Source organism: Psychromonas ossibalaenae ATCC BAA-1528 (assembly GCF_000381745.1).
In the GTDB taxonomy this organism is placed as follows: Bacteria; Pseudomonadota; Gammaproteobacteria; order Enterobacterales; family Psychromonadaceae; genus Psychromonas; species Psychromonas ossibalaenae.
In genome coordinates this window covers 35,124-51,489 of the sequence record NZ_KB906967.1, presented here as the reverse complement: position 1 = coordinate 51,489, position 16,366 = coordinate 35,124, and the positions used below count along the sequence as shown (strand labels likewise).

The 16,366-nt window shown below is 44.1% G+C and carries 14 protein-coding genes and 1 pseudogene; 7 read left to right on the top strand and 8 right to left on the bottom strand.

Features of this window, described 5'->3' with window-relative positions:
• Nucleotides 1-84 precede the first annotated feature (84 nt).
• The 4 genes and pseudogenes from G327_RS0100195 (at nt 85) to G327_RS0100180 (ending at nt 4,594) form a co-directional block, all read left to right on the top strand.
• Nucleotides 85-1,083 (top strand): ABC transporter substrate-binding protein, encoded by a 999-nt coding sequence (locus G327_RS0100195; protein ID WP_019612741.1) that lies wholly within the window; start codon nt 85-87, stop codon nt 1,081-1,083.
• A 93-nt stretch (nt 1,084-1,176) separates the two neighbouring features.
• Nucleotides 1,177-1,407 (top strand): annotated as a pseudogene (locus tag G327_RS23680) (antibiotic biosynthesis monooxygenase family protein); the annotation flags it as partial.
• Between the two features lie 58 nt (nt 1,408-1,465).
• A complete protein-coding gene (locus G327_RS0100185; protein ID WP_019612739.1) occupies nt 1,466-2,308 on the top strand; it encodes a GNAT family N-acetyltransferase in 843 nt (280 codons plus the stop codon).
• A gap of 159 nt (nt 2,309-2,467) precedes the next feature.
• Nucleotides 2,468-4,594 carry a metallophosphoesterase gene (locus G327_RS0100180; protein WP_019612738.1) on the top strand — a complete coding sequence of 709 codons (2,127 nt, stop codon included), beginning with the start codon at nt 2,468-2,470 and terminating at the stop codon, nt 4,592-4,594.
• 76 nt (nt 4,595-4,670) lie between these two features.
• Here the strand turns inward: G327_RS0100180 and G327_RS0100175 are convergent, their stop codons facing one another.
• The 8 genes from G327_RS0100175 to G327_RS0100140 form a co-directional block, all read right to left on the bottom strand.
• Nucleotides 4,671-6,119 carry an alpha/beta hydrolase-fold protein gene (locus tag G327_RS0100175; RefSeq protein WP_019612737.1) on the bottom strand — a complete coding sequence of 483 codons (1,449 nt, stop codon included), beginning with the start codon at nt 6,117-6,119 and terminating at the stop codon, nt 4,671-4,673.
• 131 nt (nt 6,120-6,250) lie between these two features.
• On the bottom strand, nt 6,251-7,006 hold the full coding sequence (locus tag G327_RS0100170; RefSeq protein ID WP_019612736.1) for a LytR/AlgR family response regulator transcription factor: 756 nt from the start codon (nt 7,004-7,006) through the stop codon (nt 6,251-6,253).
• Nucleotides 6,981-7,991, bottom strand: coding sequence for a sensor histidine kinase (locus G327_RS25815; RefSeq protein WP_019612735.1), 1,011 nt, complete (start codon nt 7,989-7,991; stop codon nt 6,981-6,983). The genes G327_RS0100170 and G327_RS25815 overlap by 26 nt, the downstream gene beginning before the upstream one ends.
• Complete coding sequence (locus tag G327_RS0100160; protein ID WP_019612734.1) at nt 7,979-9,187, bottom strand: hypothetical protein; 1,209 nt, start codon at nt 9,185-9,187, stop codon at nt 7,979-7,981. The genes G327_RS25815 and G327_RS0100160 overlap by 13 nt, the downstream gene beginning before the upstream one ends.
• 16 nt (nt 9,188-9,203) lie before the next feature.
• A complete protein-coding gene (locus tag G327_RS0100155) occupies nt 9,204-9,956 on the bottom strand; it encodes an outer membrane lipoprotein-sorting protein (RefSeq protein ID WP_019612733.1) in 753 nt (250 codons plus the stop codon).
• Between the two features lie 20 nt (nt 9,957-9,976).
• Nucleotides 9,977-11,215, bottom strand: a complete 1,239-nt coding sequence (locus G327_RS0100150; protein ID WP_019612732.1) for an ABC transporter permease — start codon at nt 11,213-11,215, stop codon at nt 9,977-9,979.
• Nucleotides 11,212-11,901 (bottom strand): ABC transporter ATP-binding protein, encoded by a 690-nt coding sequence (locus G327_RS0100145; RefSeq protein ID WP_019612731.1) that lies wholly within the window; start codon nt 11,899-11,901, stop codon nt 11,212-11,214. The genes G327_RS0100150 and G327_RS0100145 overlap by 4 nt, the downstream gene beginning before the upstream one ends.
• A 37-nt stretch (nt 11,902-11,938) precedes the next feature.
• On the bottom strand, nt 11,939-12,466 hold the full coding sequence (locus G327_RS0100140) for a hypothetical protein (RefSeq protein ID WP_019612730.1): 528 nt from the start codon (nt 12,464-12,466) through the stop codon (nt 11,939-11,941).
• A gap of 468 nt (nt 12,467-12,934) precedes the next feature.
• On the opposite strand from G327_RS0100140, the gene tig reads away from it, so the two are divergent.
• The 3 genes from tig to clpX all read left to right on the top strand — a co-directional run bounded on the left by tig (nt 12,935) and on the right by clpX (nt 16,338).
• Complete coding sequence (tig, locus tag G327_RS0100135; RefSeq protein WP_019612729.1) at nt 12,935-14,242, top strand: trigger factor; 1,308 nt, start codon at nt 12,935-12,937, stop codon at nt 14,240-14,242.
• Between the two features lie 161 nt (nt 14,243-14,403).
• Nucleotides 14,404-15,027: an ATP-dependent Clp endopeptidase proteolytic subunit ClpP gene (gene clpP / locus G327_RS0100130; RefSeq protein ID WP_019612728.1), complete on the top strand. Its 624-nt coding sequence runs from the start codon at nt 14,404-14,406 to the stop codon at nt 15,025-15,027.
• 15 nt (nt 15,028-15,042) lie between these two features.
• Nucleotides 15,043-16,338, top strand: a complete 1,296-nt coding sequence (gene clpX, locus G327_RS0100125) for an ATP-dependent protease ATP-binding subunit ClpX (RefSeq protein WP_019612727.1) — start codon at nt 15,043-15,045, stop codon at nt 16,336-16,338.
• Nucleotides 16,339-16,366: the final 28 nt, after the last annotated feature.

The window sequence follows — 16,366 nt, the reverse complement described above, 5'->3', positions numbered from 1 at the left end:
AAAGAACAAGATTGTTAACGGCAGCTTATCCGAAGCTGTGTTGACTCAACTGTTAATGGAAACAAAACTAATAGGGATATAAATATGCGAAAAATACTGGCAGCGTCGCTGGTACTTGCTTCTGCCTCATTTTCTGCATCAGGCAGCGAATGCGGTAAAGTGACTATTGCCGATATGAACTGGAACTCTGCTACTCTGATTGCTAATGTTGATAGATTTATTCTTGAACATGGTTATGGCTGTGAAGCAGAACTCGTACCGGGTGACACCATGCCGACGGGGACTTCAATGGTTGAAAAAGGAGAGCCTGATATTGCACCGGAGTTGTGGAGTAATTCGGCTAAAAAATCACTTGATGCCGGTGTGAAAGAGGGACGAATCCGTTACGCGGGCACAAGCTTGTCTGACGGCGGCGAAGAAGGCTTCTGGATACCAGCCTATATGGTTGAAAAAGACCCGTCACTGGCAACCATTAAAGGTATAAAAGCGCAGGCAAAACTATTTACACATCCAGAAGATCCTGATAAATCGGCAGTTATGGGCTGTCCGGCCGGTTGGACCTGCCAGATAACCACAGGTCATCTATTCGATGCGATGAAATTAGAAGATTCTGGTTTTGAATTAATTGATCCGGGCTCAGGTGCAGGTCTTGCCGGCTCAATTGCTAAAGCTTATGAGCGTAAACAGGCATGGCTGGGGTATTACTGGGCGCCGACAGGAGTGCTTGGAAAATATAAAATGGTCAAGGTTGATTTTGGCTCTGGTACTGATGAAGCTCATTATCGCGCTTGTATCACCAAGGTTGACTGTCTTGATCCAAAACCAACCATGTTTCCGCCTTCAAAAGTAAGTACGATTGTGACAGAAAGCTTTGCTAAACGAGCGCCGGAAGCACTTGCTTATGTCACAGCACGTTCTTTTACTAATGCGCAGATGAATGAGCTGCTGGCCTGGATGGAGGATAATCAGGCCGATGGTGACATAGCCGCGGAAGAGTTTCTGCTTAATAATGAAGATCTCTGGTTAAAGTGGGTTAGTCCTGAAACTGCCAAAAAAGTGAAGCAGGCGTTATCTGAACTGTAATCCATGTAATGCCGCCGGTGGCCTTGAGGGGGTTATCCCGTTCTACACTGGCGGAAGTGTTCATGATTCAAGGGCTGCTTAGGAAGGAATAAAATGCCGCAAGTTGTCAGTACCCCTAAACCTCCATACTATGCCGCTATTTTTACATCTTTGCGCACCGAAGGTGACAAGGGCTATAAAAAAACGGCAGATAGAATGGTTGAATTAGCCGAAGATCAGCCTGGATTTCTGGGAGTCGAATCGGCTAGAGAAGAGCTGGGCATTACCGTCTCTTACTGGTCAGATATTGAATCTATCAAACATTGGAAAGCTAATGTTGAGCATGATTACGGCATTTAACTTATCCAGAGGCACTGACAGCAAACACAGTTAAGGGTTAAGCATGGATAATTACCGCATCAGGAAGATGAATAAAAGTGAACTGCAGCTGGCCGTTGACTGGGCTGCTGCAGAGGGCTGGAATCCAGGTCTGCATGACGCAGAGCATTTTTTTAACGGGGATGAGCAGGGATTTTTTGCCGGTGAGATAAACGGGCGTATTGTCGCGGTGGGCAGTGCCGTATGTTATGACGACAGTTATGCTTTTTGCGGCCTTTACATCGTTGATCCGGAGTTCAGAGGGCGCGGCCTAGGGTTTGCTTTGACCAAGGCACGTTTAGAGTATTGCGGGAAGCGCAATACTGGAATCGACGGGGTGCTGGAAAACGTTGATATTTATCAGCGGGTGGGTTACAAGCCTTTCTATATGAATCATCGTTTTCAGACTGAAGCCTCTGCGCAGGGCTTTGACCACAAATCTATTAAGCCTATTGAAGAAGGGCACATTGCTGAAATTATTAACTATGACCGCCAGTGTTTTCCGGCAAAGCGCGAGACTTTTTTACGGCAGTGGATCCAGCAGGCTGAAGGCAGGTCTTTGCTTTTTAGCTGTGAGGGAAAAATACAAGGTTTTGCTGTGCGCAGAAAGTGTCTGCAGGGATACAAGGTAGGCCCGCTGTTTGCTGATAATATTGAAGTCGCCCGTGAACTTTTTAAGGCTCTACAGGATGATATTCATGGAGAAATTGTGATTCTGGATGTTCCGGAAAACAATCCTGCCGCTATGCTTCTGGCCCGTGATAATTCTATGCAGAAGGTGTTTGCCACCATGCGCATGTACCAGAAGGGGCTGCCGGACATTGATCATGACAAGATCTATGGTATTACCACCTTTGAGCTGGGCTGAAGGTGTTTCAGAAGCTTTTTTTGTATCTGAGATACGCCTTGAATCAGCCTTTAATGTAAGTTACATATCTTTTATTTTCTGTTAACAGAAATGCAGCCGGTTTGTCATGCGCAGCGCCTAGTATTCTTTCTCTCTAATTATTACTGGGACTGACGACAAATGAAACTTCAAACAAAATTAGTATTTTCTTTGCTTGCAGGCGCCATACTGGCAGGATGTAATTCGGAGTCATCGAGTGAACCACCGCCGGAAACGCAGGATTTACAGATTGCTTTTATGCCGGATATTCATTTCCACGATGTTTATGGTGATTTTCAAGACGGCTCTTTTGACGGTCTGGAAAACAGTATCAGCGGTCAGGGGGCGACCATTCGCACCATGAAGTCGCAGCTCAATTCTACCCGTTTATTTAATGAAAATTATTTTGCCATGATTGCCGCGCTTGATGACATCGCGGCACGGGGGATCAAATATGTCGCTCTGCCGGGAGATTTTAGTGATGACGGACAGCCGGTACATATGCGCGGTCTGGTTGAAATCTTTGACCAGTACAGCAGGGAGCACGGCATACAGTTTTTTGCCGCGCCGGGTAATCATGATCCGGTACGTCCTTTCACTCAACCTGCCGGTAAAAGTGATTACTTAGGGCTGTCCGGTAAACAGCAGGGGATCTGGAGTGAGGGGGCAGGCCAGTGTGTACCCGGCAGTGATAACAGCGGACAAGAATTAACGCCGATTTGTACCGAGGAGGTTCAAGAGTGGGGTTATCGGGATATTATGGACATCTTGGGCGGGCATGGTTTTACCCCGCAGCCTGAATACTTATATTTTGAAACCCCCTACAGCAGTGCTGAAGCACGTAGTCATTACCGCTATGAGAAAGCTCTGCAGGAGGCGGGTTACGAACAGCGTCAGTATGAAATCTGCTATGAGGGGACTGGCGGCGAATATAAAACGGCAGGGCAGGACTACAGCCACTGCTCCATGGTGCCGGATTCCAGCTATTTAGTTGAGCCCGTTGAAGGTCTATGGTTACTGGCTATTGATGCTAATGTATACCGCCCTAAGCCCGGCTCTGAAGGCGGCCCTGCTGATCCCGGCGGTTACGAGGGGTCATCCAGTGCAGGTTATAATGTGATGCTTAGCCATAAACAGCAGGTGATCGACTGGATTGGTGATGTGGTAACGGCGGCTGAAAAGCACAATAAAACCTTGATTTCCTTTAGTCACTTTCCCATGACTGATTTTTATAACGGTGCGTCGGAAGATATTGAAGATCTCTTTGGTGAAGGGGCTTTTCAGCTGGAGCGCATGCCGGAGGACGGAACAAGCAAAGCATTAGCTGCGACGGGGTTAAGTATTCACGTCGGCGGGCATATGCATTTCAATGACACCGGAGTGAAAAGTTACCAGATTGACGGCAAAAACCATACTTTGTTTAATATTCAGGCTCCCTCTCTGGCGGGCTATATTCCGGCTTACAAACTGCTGACACTGCGCCCGCATAACCAGGTTGAAGTAGAAACTGTCATTATTGAAGAGGTAGCGCGGTTTGACGAGTTATTTGAGCACTATCAGGAAGAGCATCGACACCTCACTGAAATTGATGATCCGGGTATCTGGACTAAAGAGGTACTTGAGTCGGAAAGTTATTACCAGTTTACCGACTGGCATTTGAAAGAGCTGACTCGTCTGCGTTTTCTTCCCGATGACTGGCCGCTGGATATGCGTCTTATGCTGCTGAATATGGATGGTGAGCAGATGCTGATTATGTCGCAGATTGAAACTGACTTCACAGTCTGTCAGCTGGCTGATGTGTTAGACAAGCCGCTGCAGGGCTGTGAGCTTGAGTCTAATAACGGTGATTTAAAACAGTTTATTAAAGACTGGCGCGCCGCCCGTATTCAGGCTGAACAGCTGGCGCTGGATAACGGCCTGCTGCTCAGTGATTTCCGTGAGTGGAGCGGTGAAGAGCTGGCGGTAGACTTTTATCGTCTGCGTAATGCCGATGAATTAGCTTTCCGCGACATCGATCCGGAGCGCCTGCCGCATTATCAGCTCCTGAGTGATGAACTGCGCAGTTTTGAGCCTGCGGTCTTTATGAATAACGGCCAGGATCCGAATGAGCTGAGTGTCGGAGAAGTATTTAAAACTCGTTTTGATGCTATGTTTTTGATTATGGAAAAATTTGCCACGGGGCAGGCGAGTGACAACTTTTTAATTGATACCGAAAAAAACACCATCACCGATCTTATTGGTACAGCGGAGCGGGATGTTCTGCAGTAACAGCTTCGGCGTAATGTTGAACCGCCTCAGAATACTGATTATTGTATTCTGAGGTAGTCTGCTTATTTATCGGCGCTTATATTGCGGATTTATTAAAGTAGTCAGAAACCACCTTTAGAAAGTCTTTGCTGATGCCGTTCCAGTAGCGCCAGGTGTGTCCACCGGCGGCTGTTTGATAAGTAAAGTTAACATCGTTTTCTTGTAATCTTTTTATCAGGGCTTCATTGGAGGCAAAGCTTGTGCTGTCGTCTGTGCCGCAGTAGAAATGCAGTTCAGAGTCCATGCTTATTTTTCCATCTCTGCCCAGCTCAGGATAATAACTCATATCAAAAAAGCCGCTAAGAGGAACCGATAAACCGAACACATCCTGATGACGATATGCTAAATAAAATGCGCCGAATCCGCCCATCGACGTACCGGAAATTGCTGTAGAAGCTTTGCCTGTTTTCACCCGGTAATGTTCGTTCACATAAGCCCTCACTTCATTTATGATATGGGTTTCATAATCTCCCACGTACATGCTGGTATCACCGAAGGGCATAACCACGATAAACGGCTGGATCCAGCCTTGATTAAGAAAGTTGTCCATAAAGTTGTGGATTTTACCGTCGCGGGTCCACTGTCCTTCATTATTTCCGTAACCGTGCAATAGAAATAACACCGGGTAGTTTTGTTCACTGTTCTGCGAGTACCCCGGTGGAAGATAAACCATAAACGGGCTGTTTGTACCTAAGGCTGTACTTTGTATATTTATTTTTTCTACTGTGCCGTGAGGGATCGCGGCATTAACCTTAGCGTCAGGATTTTCTTCACCTAATACAATAATTGAGTTGTACCCCTCAAACCCGTCATCCGTGGTAACTGGATTGGTTTTGTCATAGGTCCACTCTCCGTCAATGACAAATTTGTACTGCCAGGCTCCCTGCTCCAGATACACAGGTAAAAACCATACACCGTCGGAGCCTTTTTTCATTTTAAGTACATTAGGCTGCCAGTCGGTCATCTCTCCGGCAAGATAGACCTGCTTAGCATTTGGTGCATTTACTGAAAAAATGTGCTCAAAAGTTCCTTCTGCTGGAGAGAGCAGTGGATTATCGGCGGCTATGTAGCCAGTTCTGCTGATCGTGCCTGAACACTCCATATCACTATTACTCCAATCCCAACTGGTCAGTCCGGTTAACTTACCGTTTTGAAGTTTGGTTGTTGATTCGGACATCTCAACGGTGCCTCCGTTATTGAAAAAAGAGTAAGCAGGCCAGTGAATTTCTGAGCCTATCATCTGACCGACAGCCCCGTTTTCAGCTATAGATATCCGGCAGTGATCTTGACTAACCGTATAACGATACTTTTCTGTTTTTATTTGACCGCCACATTGAGTGTCATCAACGACTTCCTGCACTATCCAGGTTCCTGCAGCTTGTGCACAGTTATCACTAGCCTGTTCTGTATTACTGGAGCAGGCTGTTAAACTAAGCAGCAGGGCGGCCGCCGCAGATCCCCTGCTGAACATGTTTTTTATTTTCATATTCTACCTTTATTATATTTGTTAGTTGAACAAAATAACTTACTGAATAACAAGGTTATTCTATCAGTGTTAAAATGTTTTGTTTATGTTTTTTTGAAGAGTTTGATATGTGCTCTGTTGAATTAGCAGGATTACATTGCTTTAAACAGATGCAGATACTTACGGCTGACGGTGAGGTGATCCTGACACTCTTTCATGGTTAACTCTAAGCGTCCGGTGAGGGTTTTCCTGCTCTGCTCTATTTGCCTGATATTAACGATACTGCTGCGGTGTACCCGCCAGAACTGCTTATCATCCAGCTCTTTTTCTAATTCAGCCAGAGTTTTGCTGATTAAATATGAATCATCTTTGGTGACTACCTGTACGTATTTTTGATCACTGGCAAAATAGCAGACATCATCAACAGAAATTAAGCGGTTAACAGCCCCTTTTTGTACCGCCAGAAACTGTAGATGCTGCTTAAGATCTGTGTCTGTTGAAGGACTTTGTAAACGCTCCTGCAGGCGCTTGATAGTTTCAGCTAAACGTTCCCGGCAGAGCGGTTTTACCAGGTAATCACAGACATTAAACTCAAATGCCTGCAGTGCATAATCGGGGTAGGCGGTAACTAATACCAGCAAGGTCGGAATTTTTTCTGCAAGACATTGCCGTGCAACTTCTATTCCGGTTTTATAGGGCATGGAGATATCTAAAAACGCGATGTCTAAGGACTCTGTCTGCAGCAGACTCAAGGCTTCATTGCCGTCACTGCATATCTTGACCAGCTCCAGATCCGGCCATAATTCATTTAACGCTTTGGCTAAGACGTGTGCCAGCGGTGCTTCATCTTCGGCAATAATTGCGCGGTATTTTCTGCCGCTGTCATTGCGGCAGTTTAAGTTGTGCATTAACACCTCCTGACAGGGCCTGTGTAAGTGTAAAGCCCGCTTTCCCCTGATAGAGCTGCAGGCGCTCTTTGATATTTTCTAATGCAATACCGTTATTGCCGCATTTATCTGCATTCAGGCCGACACCGTTATCACTGACGCTGATAATAAGGTGCTGATTAAGCTTTTTAATCTCTAAAGTGATCAAGCCCTGATTACCTTTAGGAGCCAGGCCGTGAATAATGGCATTTTCAATCAGCGGCTGGATAAGCAGAGGCGGAACAGGGCTGCTTAACAGGTTCTGTTCTATATCTGTAGTAAACTTAATCTGCGGAAAACGGGTCTGCTGAATACTCATATAAGCATTAATCAGGTCGATTTCATCGCCTAGTGTGCCCTGCATGCTTTGTGTTGTTCTTAGGCTGTGGCGTAAAAAGTTGGTGTAATTCTGCAGCAGCTGCTTTGCCTGCGCAGGTGAATAATCAATATATGCATCGATATTAGCCAGGGTATTAAACAGAAAATGCGGGTTTATCTGTGCCTGTAATAACAGTAATTTGCTTTCCAGCAGCTGCTTCTCACTAATATCTCTTTTTTGTTTTTCCGCCTTAAGCGAAGCCGCTGCGCTTTTATTGCTGTTGCGATATTGAAAAACCAGCAGAGCGGGTAAACTGACGATCAGAATCAGGACATACAGCTGCAGAAAAGTGCTGTACTCATGGAGAAAATTCATACCAATTAATGCCGCAATTAACACCGGAAAGGGCAGGAAATAATACTGGTATATAAATTTTTTCATCAGAGGCGGATAAAGAATATTAGTGATACTGTAGATGCTGACCATGGTTAAACCGATGCTTTGAGCCGCTAAAAACTGGGTAATAAAAGTCGTTTCGGTAATAAGCAGGCTGTTAAAAGCCGCAATCAGACTGCTGATAATAAAGGTTATCTTGATTGACTGTACAACTTCCTGCAGATCCTCTCTGCTGACGATTATATTTTCCATAGCACACCTGCCTGTAAACGTTTCTGCCAGGGAATTTGAGTAAATTCCGTCTGCCCGCTGCCGGAAGTCAGTTCAACAGCTAACCATAGGCTTATATCCAGATTCGGCAGATATTCATATTTCACTTGTGATAATGCACTTTGATCCTGTCCTATCAACGAGTTTGCCGTGATAGTGTGATCTGTCATGCTGTACTGGTACTGCAGGAACAGATACTGCTGCTGATAGCGCTGCTGGTACAGGGCGATGATCTCTTCACTAAAAGGAGAATTGTTATTATCTGTATCCGGCCTTGGACCATTACTGAGCTGATAAAGGCTGTTTACCTCTGCCGCTGCAAGTTTCTCCTGCTGATAAGTCCATTCAGCTAAAAACTGGTGTGACAGACCGGACCAGACACTGCCTAGAACAATTTCCGTAAGCCACTGATTGTCTCTCTCTGCAAAACTATCTTCAATATTGGAGCCTGCTGGTACAGCCTGATGAAACCCGTTTAACCATAAACTGCCTTTACGTATAAAAGCACTGCCGTGCAGTTCCAAGCTTTCGCCGTTAACATAGGTAAATGTTGTACCGGCTCCCGGATTAGTACCCTGGTACTGCTGCACAATAAAGCTGCTGGACAGGGCGTCAAAATCGCGCTGCACTATCACAGCCCATTGTTTTTTATCCTGGTAAGTTTTATCTTGTCCAGCTAAAGCGACTACGGCAGTTAAATAATAATTCTTTATCCATAACGAGGCGCTGAGCATATTAATACCTTCACTGGAAGCAAAGTCATCAAAAGGATTCGCCGTTGATTCAAAGAAAGCAGTGCTTTGAAAAGCATAACCGGGATCCAGCGGCAGATTGAATTTACCTGCCTGCCAGAGATCACCCTCACTGTCTAAAAAGCTGTGCGACCAGGAGAGTTCAGTTAATTCAAACTGTGCCTCAGCGCTTAAATGATCCTCAGCGGGCGCCTGGTAAATCTGATTATCGGCACGCCATGCTAATACCCACTGCTGATAACTGTGATAAGCGAGAAAAGCATTTTCATTTACATAATCACCTCTGGGCTGGCTGTGATCGTATGTGAATAAGCGGCTGGCAAGCGTATAGCGGTTATCCAGTTCATCCCAAAAGGCCGGCTCCGCACTACTGAGCACCGTGAAAAAAGATAATATTAAAAACAATAACTGCTGATGAATAGGCATAGCTGTCTGTGATCCGTTATTTTTTAATAAAACCCTGACGAGTGAAAATGGTCTGCTTATGCTGCTTTTCTAAGTAATCTGTATTTTTCATCATGGTATGCTGATTGTTTTTACCAGGCTGTATAAACTTAGTCTGATCAATCAGGCCGGAAGAATTACTGGAACTAAGATAGACGGCCTGTTTCATTAACTTACCGCTGGCTAGATAAAAGTCCGCATTAACCGGACGTAATGAGTCTTTTTCTAAACACAGATTGATAGAGCGGTAAGTTGCAGATTTACGCGTGGCCTGAACTTTGAAGCAGACACTTGCGGTGTTATTACTCAGCTTCTCTATCACCGGGCTGTTATCCCACTGATATTCATGCTGCCAGCTTAGTGATGATACATCCCCGTAACTTGCCTGGCCCATCAGACGCTGCATCGGCGTAATACGAATCGCTTTTCGGGTGCGTGGTATATACAGCCACATGGCGCTTTCAGTAAGCAGGACTTTCTGACCTTTGCTGCGCGTATCTAACATGGTGACACGTGAATCGCCGGATTCATTCAACTGTACAAAGAAACTGCTGCTTTCTGCTTGTTTATTATCCTTAAAGAGAGTCAGTGTTGTCTTAAGTTCACCGCTTTTAAAGGGCTGACGATAAGTGTCTGCTTTAATAAGCCAGTTTTTAATCTGCTGCTGCGAATACTCTGCCGGGGCCGGGGGCTCTTGTGCGCCGGCCTGCGCAGTAAACAACGCTAACCATAAATATGCTAAGTAGTGCATAGCTGCTTCCTTTCAATTTTTTAATGATGATTTATTGCATCGATAATGCTCTTTTTAAGCATTTTTCTGGCCGGCAGCCAGGCGGCGGCTGTACAGCTGAAAATCATGGTCACACAGATCACTGTGACGGCAGTAATATTCCAGTTTAAAATCAGCGGATAACCAACACTTCTTCCCGGCGGCGGCGGCATTTCAAACAGACTGATATTAATAAACAGTATCACCAGTGTTGCCAGCAGCATGCCCAGCAGCGCACCGCACAAGCCCATAATCATGCCCTCGGTGGCAAACAGTTTAGCGATCCTGGTGCTGCTGAATCCATAGGCGCGCAGGGTGCCGGATTCAGCAACTCGCTCCATAATCGCCATTACCATGGTATTGTTTACTGACATTAACACCACCAGTAAAATAACCGATCCCATCACTCCGAAGATGTTGTTATAAAGAGAGACCACATTAGTGTAAAAAGGAAACAGCTCCAGCCAGGTTTTTTGTTCAATATCGCTAAATGAAGAGTGAATTCTGCTGTTGATTAAGTCTGTATCAGCAGTTGAACGCAGTGATACCACTAAACGGTTAACCGTATCCGAGTCACGCAGTATTTTAGCTGCCGAAACGGGAATCATCACACTGCGCTGATCATATTCTGGAATACCTGAGCGGTTGATACCAACAACCGTAACATCAATGGCGTTAATTCCCTGATAACTGGTACTTGCTAATAGTGTAATTGACTCACCTACTTTAACTTTTAAGTCGCGGGCAAGTATTTCGCCAATCACCGCGCTATAGATCTGCTCTGCTGTTTCAGTTTGTTTATGCAGGTCTACATTCGGCAGATTACGGCCTTCGATAATCGGGGTAAACAGGGTTATTTTGCGTTCCTTATTGATATTGACGCCTTTACCGATCACTGCGATGGTAATATCGCCAGTGGAAGCTAAACCTTCGAACAGTACTCGCTCAGTGGTCAGGCGAACTTCCGGCATGGCTTCAATATCGCGCTGCAGCTGCTGTTTTTTCTGCGGGGTAAAACCACCCTGATCAATCTCTTTATCGGTAAATGCATCGGGCAGTGCAAGCTGAATATGACCAAGTCCGCCCTGAATGGTGCTTTCACGTAACCCTTCAAAGCTGGCAAGCACATAACCCGATGCGATAATCAGTGAAAAACTGCCGAGAGCAATAATCGAAACCGCAATGATTGAACGCCTGGTATTACGCAGTACATTTAACCAGCTTAATTTTAGCCATTTCATAGCTGACTCCCCGAAGTGATTAATACCCCGTCATTTAAGGTAATGGTACGCCTGATATGTTTTAACAGGCGCTCATCGTGAGATGAAAACAGGACGGTCAGTCCCGACTGCTCATTCATCTCTTTGAGCACCAGCATCAGCTGTTCGGTCGATTCGCTGTCAAGATTCGCTGTAGGTTCGTCGGCTAAAAGAATAAGCGGATCGGAAACTAATGCCCGTGCAGCTGCCACCCGCTGCTGCTGACCACCGGAAAGCTGCGCGGGTTTGTGGTTGATTCGATCGGCAAGGCCTACTTTTGTCAGCACGGCAATACTCTTTTTGCGCCGCTGCCTGCTGTTCATATCGGTCAGCAGCAGCGGCATCTGCACGTTTTCTAATGCGGTTAATACCGGATTCAAATTAAAATTTTGAAATATAAAACCCATTTTCTGTGCGCGAAATTGTTGTAATGAAGACTCATCATTAAAGTTAACCGCATCACCGAACAGTTCAAGCTCACCACTGCTGGGTTTATCCAGCGTGCCGATAATATTAAGCAGGGTACTTTTACCGCTGCCGGAATAACCATTAATGGCGACAAACTCACCTTTGCAGATGCTTAAACTGACCGCAGTTAAGGCGTTGATGGTCTGCGTGCCCTGCAGAAACTGTCTGCCGATCTGTTTAACATTGATAACGGCCTGCATAAATTTTTCCTTATCTATTATTCAATGAATATTGCGCTTACTGTTTGCCTGATAATATATTGAATACTTGTAACTGCAGCTTTTCGGGAAGGCGGCTGAATGCCGGGTGATTTTTCGCCTTATTTAATATGTCCTGGCTGACCTGGTACATCTGAAAACGATCCGGCAGGGCTGCGCCGGTTAATCCAAAGGTTAAATAGCTGCGTAAACGCTGCTCGCTGTTATCCGGGTACTGCTGTTCTATATGAGTTAAAGCGGTTTCCATTTTATCGATACAGGTATTCGCTGCATCTAACTTGTTCCAGGGCATCCAGGCATCACGGCCGATAAAGCAGTAACTGCTGGCGGTATATAACTCAGCTAAAGCGTTATCCGGATGCTCTGCTAGATACGTTTCGAAACTGTCGACATTATCCTGCGCATTAAACTGTTCATTCTGGGTTTGTGTGTACTGTTCCATCAGCGTAGACCAGGTTTGTTGGCTGGACGCAGCAGAAGCCGGCACGCTGATTAATAATGAAAATGTCATGCTTGCAAGCAGTATTTTAAGTGTTGTCGTATTCATTTTAAGTTCCTTTTAATATCTACTATTTATGTGGATAACATTAGTGTAGGTAGAAGGCTTAGTCAGAGGCAACCGCTTTGCGATAAAGTGGATTAAAAGGGGAGTGAAGTGGAAATAAGCGCCTCAGTGTTGACTTTTTTTATATCCTATTGCGGTTTTTACTCAAAAATAAATGCCTTACCTAAGGGAGTTATAAGCTTAACAAGCGCCTGTTGTGCGGAAATTTTTATCAAAACTGTGCTTGATACGTAAAATTTGCTGATTTGTAAAACTCGACTATCGATAAAACAGTGTCTATAATGGCGCGTCTTAAATTTCACCATAGAAATTAAACTCAAGAATTTCTCTGAGGTGTTATTTTTTTATCTGGCTTACTAAAGCTAATACACCTTAGAAGTTAAGAATGTCGAAAATAATGTTCTTAATTAGCTAATTTAAATTTTTAACGTACAAGATAAAGGAAATAAAATGCAAGTTTCTGTTGAATCTACACAAGGTCTAGAACGCACATTAACAATCACTGTTGCTGGAGACTTATTTGATAAAGAGTTTGACGGTCGTATCCGTCATCTAGCAAAAACTCAGCGTGTTGACGGTTTCCGTCCGGGTAAAGTTCCTGCATCTGTAATTACTAAACGTTTTGGTGCTGCTGTACAGCAGGAAGTTGCCGGTGAACTTATGCAGCGTAACTTCTTCGAAGCTGTAATGGCTGAGAAACTAAACCCTGCCGGCGGCCCGCAGGTAACACCAAAAGAACGTAAAAAAGGTGATGACTTCGTATTCACTGCAACGTTTGAAGTTTACCCTGAAGTTAAACTAGCCGCTCTTGAAGAGTTAGCAGTTGAAAAAGAGTCTGCTGAAGTAACTGAAGCTGATCTTGATAAAATGATTGAAACACTGCGTAAGCAGCACGCTGAATGGAACAGTGTTGAACGTGAAGCGGCAAACGATGATCAAGTAACACTTGATTTCGAAGGTTCAATTGACGGTGAAGTATTTGAAGGCGGTAAAGCAGAAGCATTCCAGATCGTACTGGGCAGCAACCGCATGATTCCTGGTTTTGAATCAGGTATCGTAGGTAAAAAAGCCGGTGAAGAGTTTACTATCGACGTAACTTTCCCTGAAGAGTACCATGCAGAACAGCTTAAAGGTAAAGCAGCTCAGTTTGCTATTACTTTAAACAAAGTTGAAGAGCAGATTCTTCCTGAAATTACGCCTGAATTTGTACAAAAATTCGGTGTAGAAAGCGGCGAGCTGGATGCACTGAAAACTGATGTTAAACAAAACATGGTTCGTGAACTTGATCAGGTACTTAAAAACACTGCAAAAGACAAAGTATTAACTGCGTTAGTTGAAGGTAACGAAATTGAAGTGCCTAAAGCACTTGTTTCTGGTGAAGTTGATGTTTTACGCAAACAGGCAATGGAGCGTTACGGCAAGCAGATGGATCCTAACAACCTTCCTGAACTTCCTGCTGAACTGTTTACAGAACAAGCTGAGAAACGTGTTAAAGTAGGTCTGTTACTAGGTGAAGTAATCAAAGTTAACGAATTAAAAGTTGACCAGGATAAAGTAACGGCTCTTATCGAGTCAGCTGCATCTGCTTACGAAAACCCGACTGAAGTAATTGAATACTACAAAAACAACAAAGAAATGATGCAGAACATGGAAAATGTAGCATTAGAAGAGCAAGCAGTTGATTTTATCATTGAAAAAGCTAAAGTAACCGAAGTGAACAAATCGTTCGATGAAGTTATGAACAAAACGGTTGCTTAATAGTTTAATTACTATTAATACAACTAGTTAGGCATTTCAATGGCTCGGGTGATTTCACTCGGGCCATTTTTATTTATATACCCAGGCTGCCCCTGCCATTAAAGTTTTCGGGTATAATGCCGACTAATATTAAAAATTATATACATATACTAGGAAAGAACATGTCAAACCCATTTGCTGGAAACACCGATCCAATTAGTAACGCGCTTATTCCTATGGTTGTGGAACAAACAGCAAAAGGTGAGCGTTCTTATGATATTTATTCTCGTTTATTGAAAGAGCGTGTTATCTTTTTAACAGGCCCGGTTGAAGATCATATGGCTAACGTTATTGCCGCACAGCTTCTGTTTTTAGAATCTGAAAGCCCGGAAAAAGATATTTATATTTATATCAATTCTCCAGGCGGTTCAATTAGTGCAGGTATGGCGATTTACGATACTATGCAGTTTATCAAGCCGGATGTAAGCACTGTGTGTATGGGCATGGCGGCCAGCATGGGCGCGTTCCTTCTAGCAAGTGGTGCGGAAGGTAAACGTCACTGTCTGCCGAATGCCAAAGTTATGATCCATCAGCCGTTAGGCGGATTCCAGGGACAGGCGTCAGATTTCGAGATTCATGCTAAAGAAATTCTGGCAACTAAACACCGTATGAATGAGTTACTTGCATTTCATACTGGTAAAGATATTGACATCATTGCGCAGGATACCGATCGCGATAACTTCATGCGCGCAGATGAAGCGGTTGAATACGGCATTGTTGATTCAGTGCTGACGCAAAGAAAATAATTAAAAGGGTACCAAATGACAGATAAACATGGCGATAAAGGTGATAATAACAGCCTTCTTTATTGTTCTTTTTGTGGTAAGAGTCAGCATGAAGTGAAAAAACTGATTGCCGGCCCTTCTGTTTATATTTGTAATGAATGTGTTGATCTTTGTGATGATATTATCAAAGAAGAGATTGCTGAAATAACAAGTGCAGCCGAATCTGACAATAAAAGTAAAAAATTACCGACACCACATGAAATTCGTGCCAATTTAGACGACTATGTGATTGGGCAGGATACAGCAAAAAAAGTATTAGCTGTTGCCGTATACAATCACTACAAACGTTTAAAACATGGTGATGTTGCTGATGGTGTTGAGCTGAGTAAAAGTAATATTTTATTAATCGGTCCAACGGGCAGCGGTAAAACATTACTGGCTGAAACCATGGCGCGTTTATTGGATGTGCCGTTTACTATGGCTGATGCAACAACACTAACCGAAGCCGGTTATGTTGGTGAAGATGTAGAAAACATCATTCAGAAGTTACTGCAGAAATGTGATTACGATCCAGAGAAAGCGCAGCGCGGTATTATCTATATTGATGAAATCGATAAGATTACCCGTAAATCAGAGAATCCGTCTATTACTCGTGATGTATCTGGTGAAGGTGTTCAGCAGGCGCTGCTTAAACTGATTGAAGGAACGGTTGCTTCGATTCCGCCGCAGGGTGGACGTAAACATCCGAATCAGGAATTTATCCAGGTTGATACTTCTAAGATCCTGTTTATCTGTGGTGGTGCTTTCTCCGGTTTAGACAGCATTATCGAGCAGCGTGTTGATACCGGTGCCGGTATTGGTTTCGGTGCGACAGTACGTGACAGTGATTCAAAAGACTCTTTGAGTGAAACATTCAAAAAAGTTGAACCGCAGGATCTGACTAAATATGGTTTAATTCCTGAGTTTATCGGGCGTTTACCTGTTCTGGCAACATTAACTGAATTAGATGAAGCTGCATTAGTTGAAATTCTAACGGCTCCTAAAAATGCAATTACTAAACAGTATGCCGCACTATTCGGTTTAGAAAATGTAGAACTTGAGTTTAGAGAAGAAGCACTGATCGCCATGGCGAAAAAAGCGATGAGCCGTAAAACCGGTGCACGTGGTTTACGCTCAATTGTTGAATCAGTACTGCTGGATACAATGTATGACTTACCGTCAGTTGAAAATGTGACTAAAGTTGTGGTTGATGAAAATGTTATTAAAGGCGAATCAAAGCCGATAATGATCTATTCAGAAGAGCAGGCTAAGCTGGTATCGTCTGATAAATAAGCAGTTAATCATTTAATTGTTAAGAAAG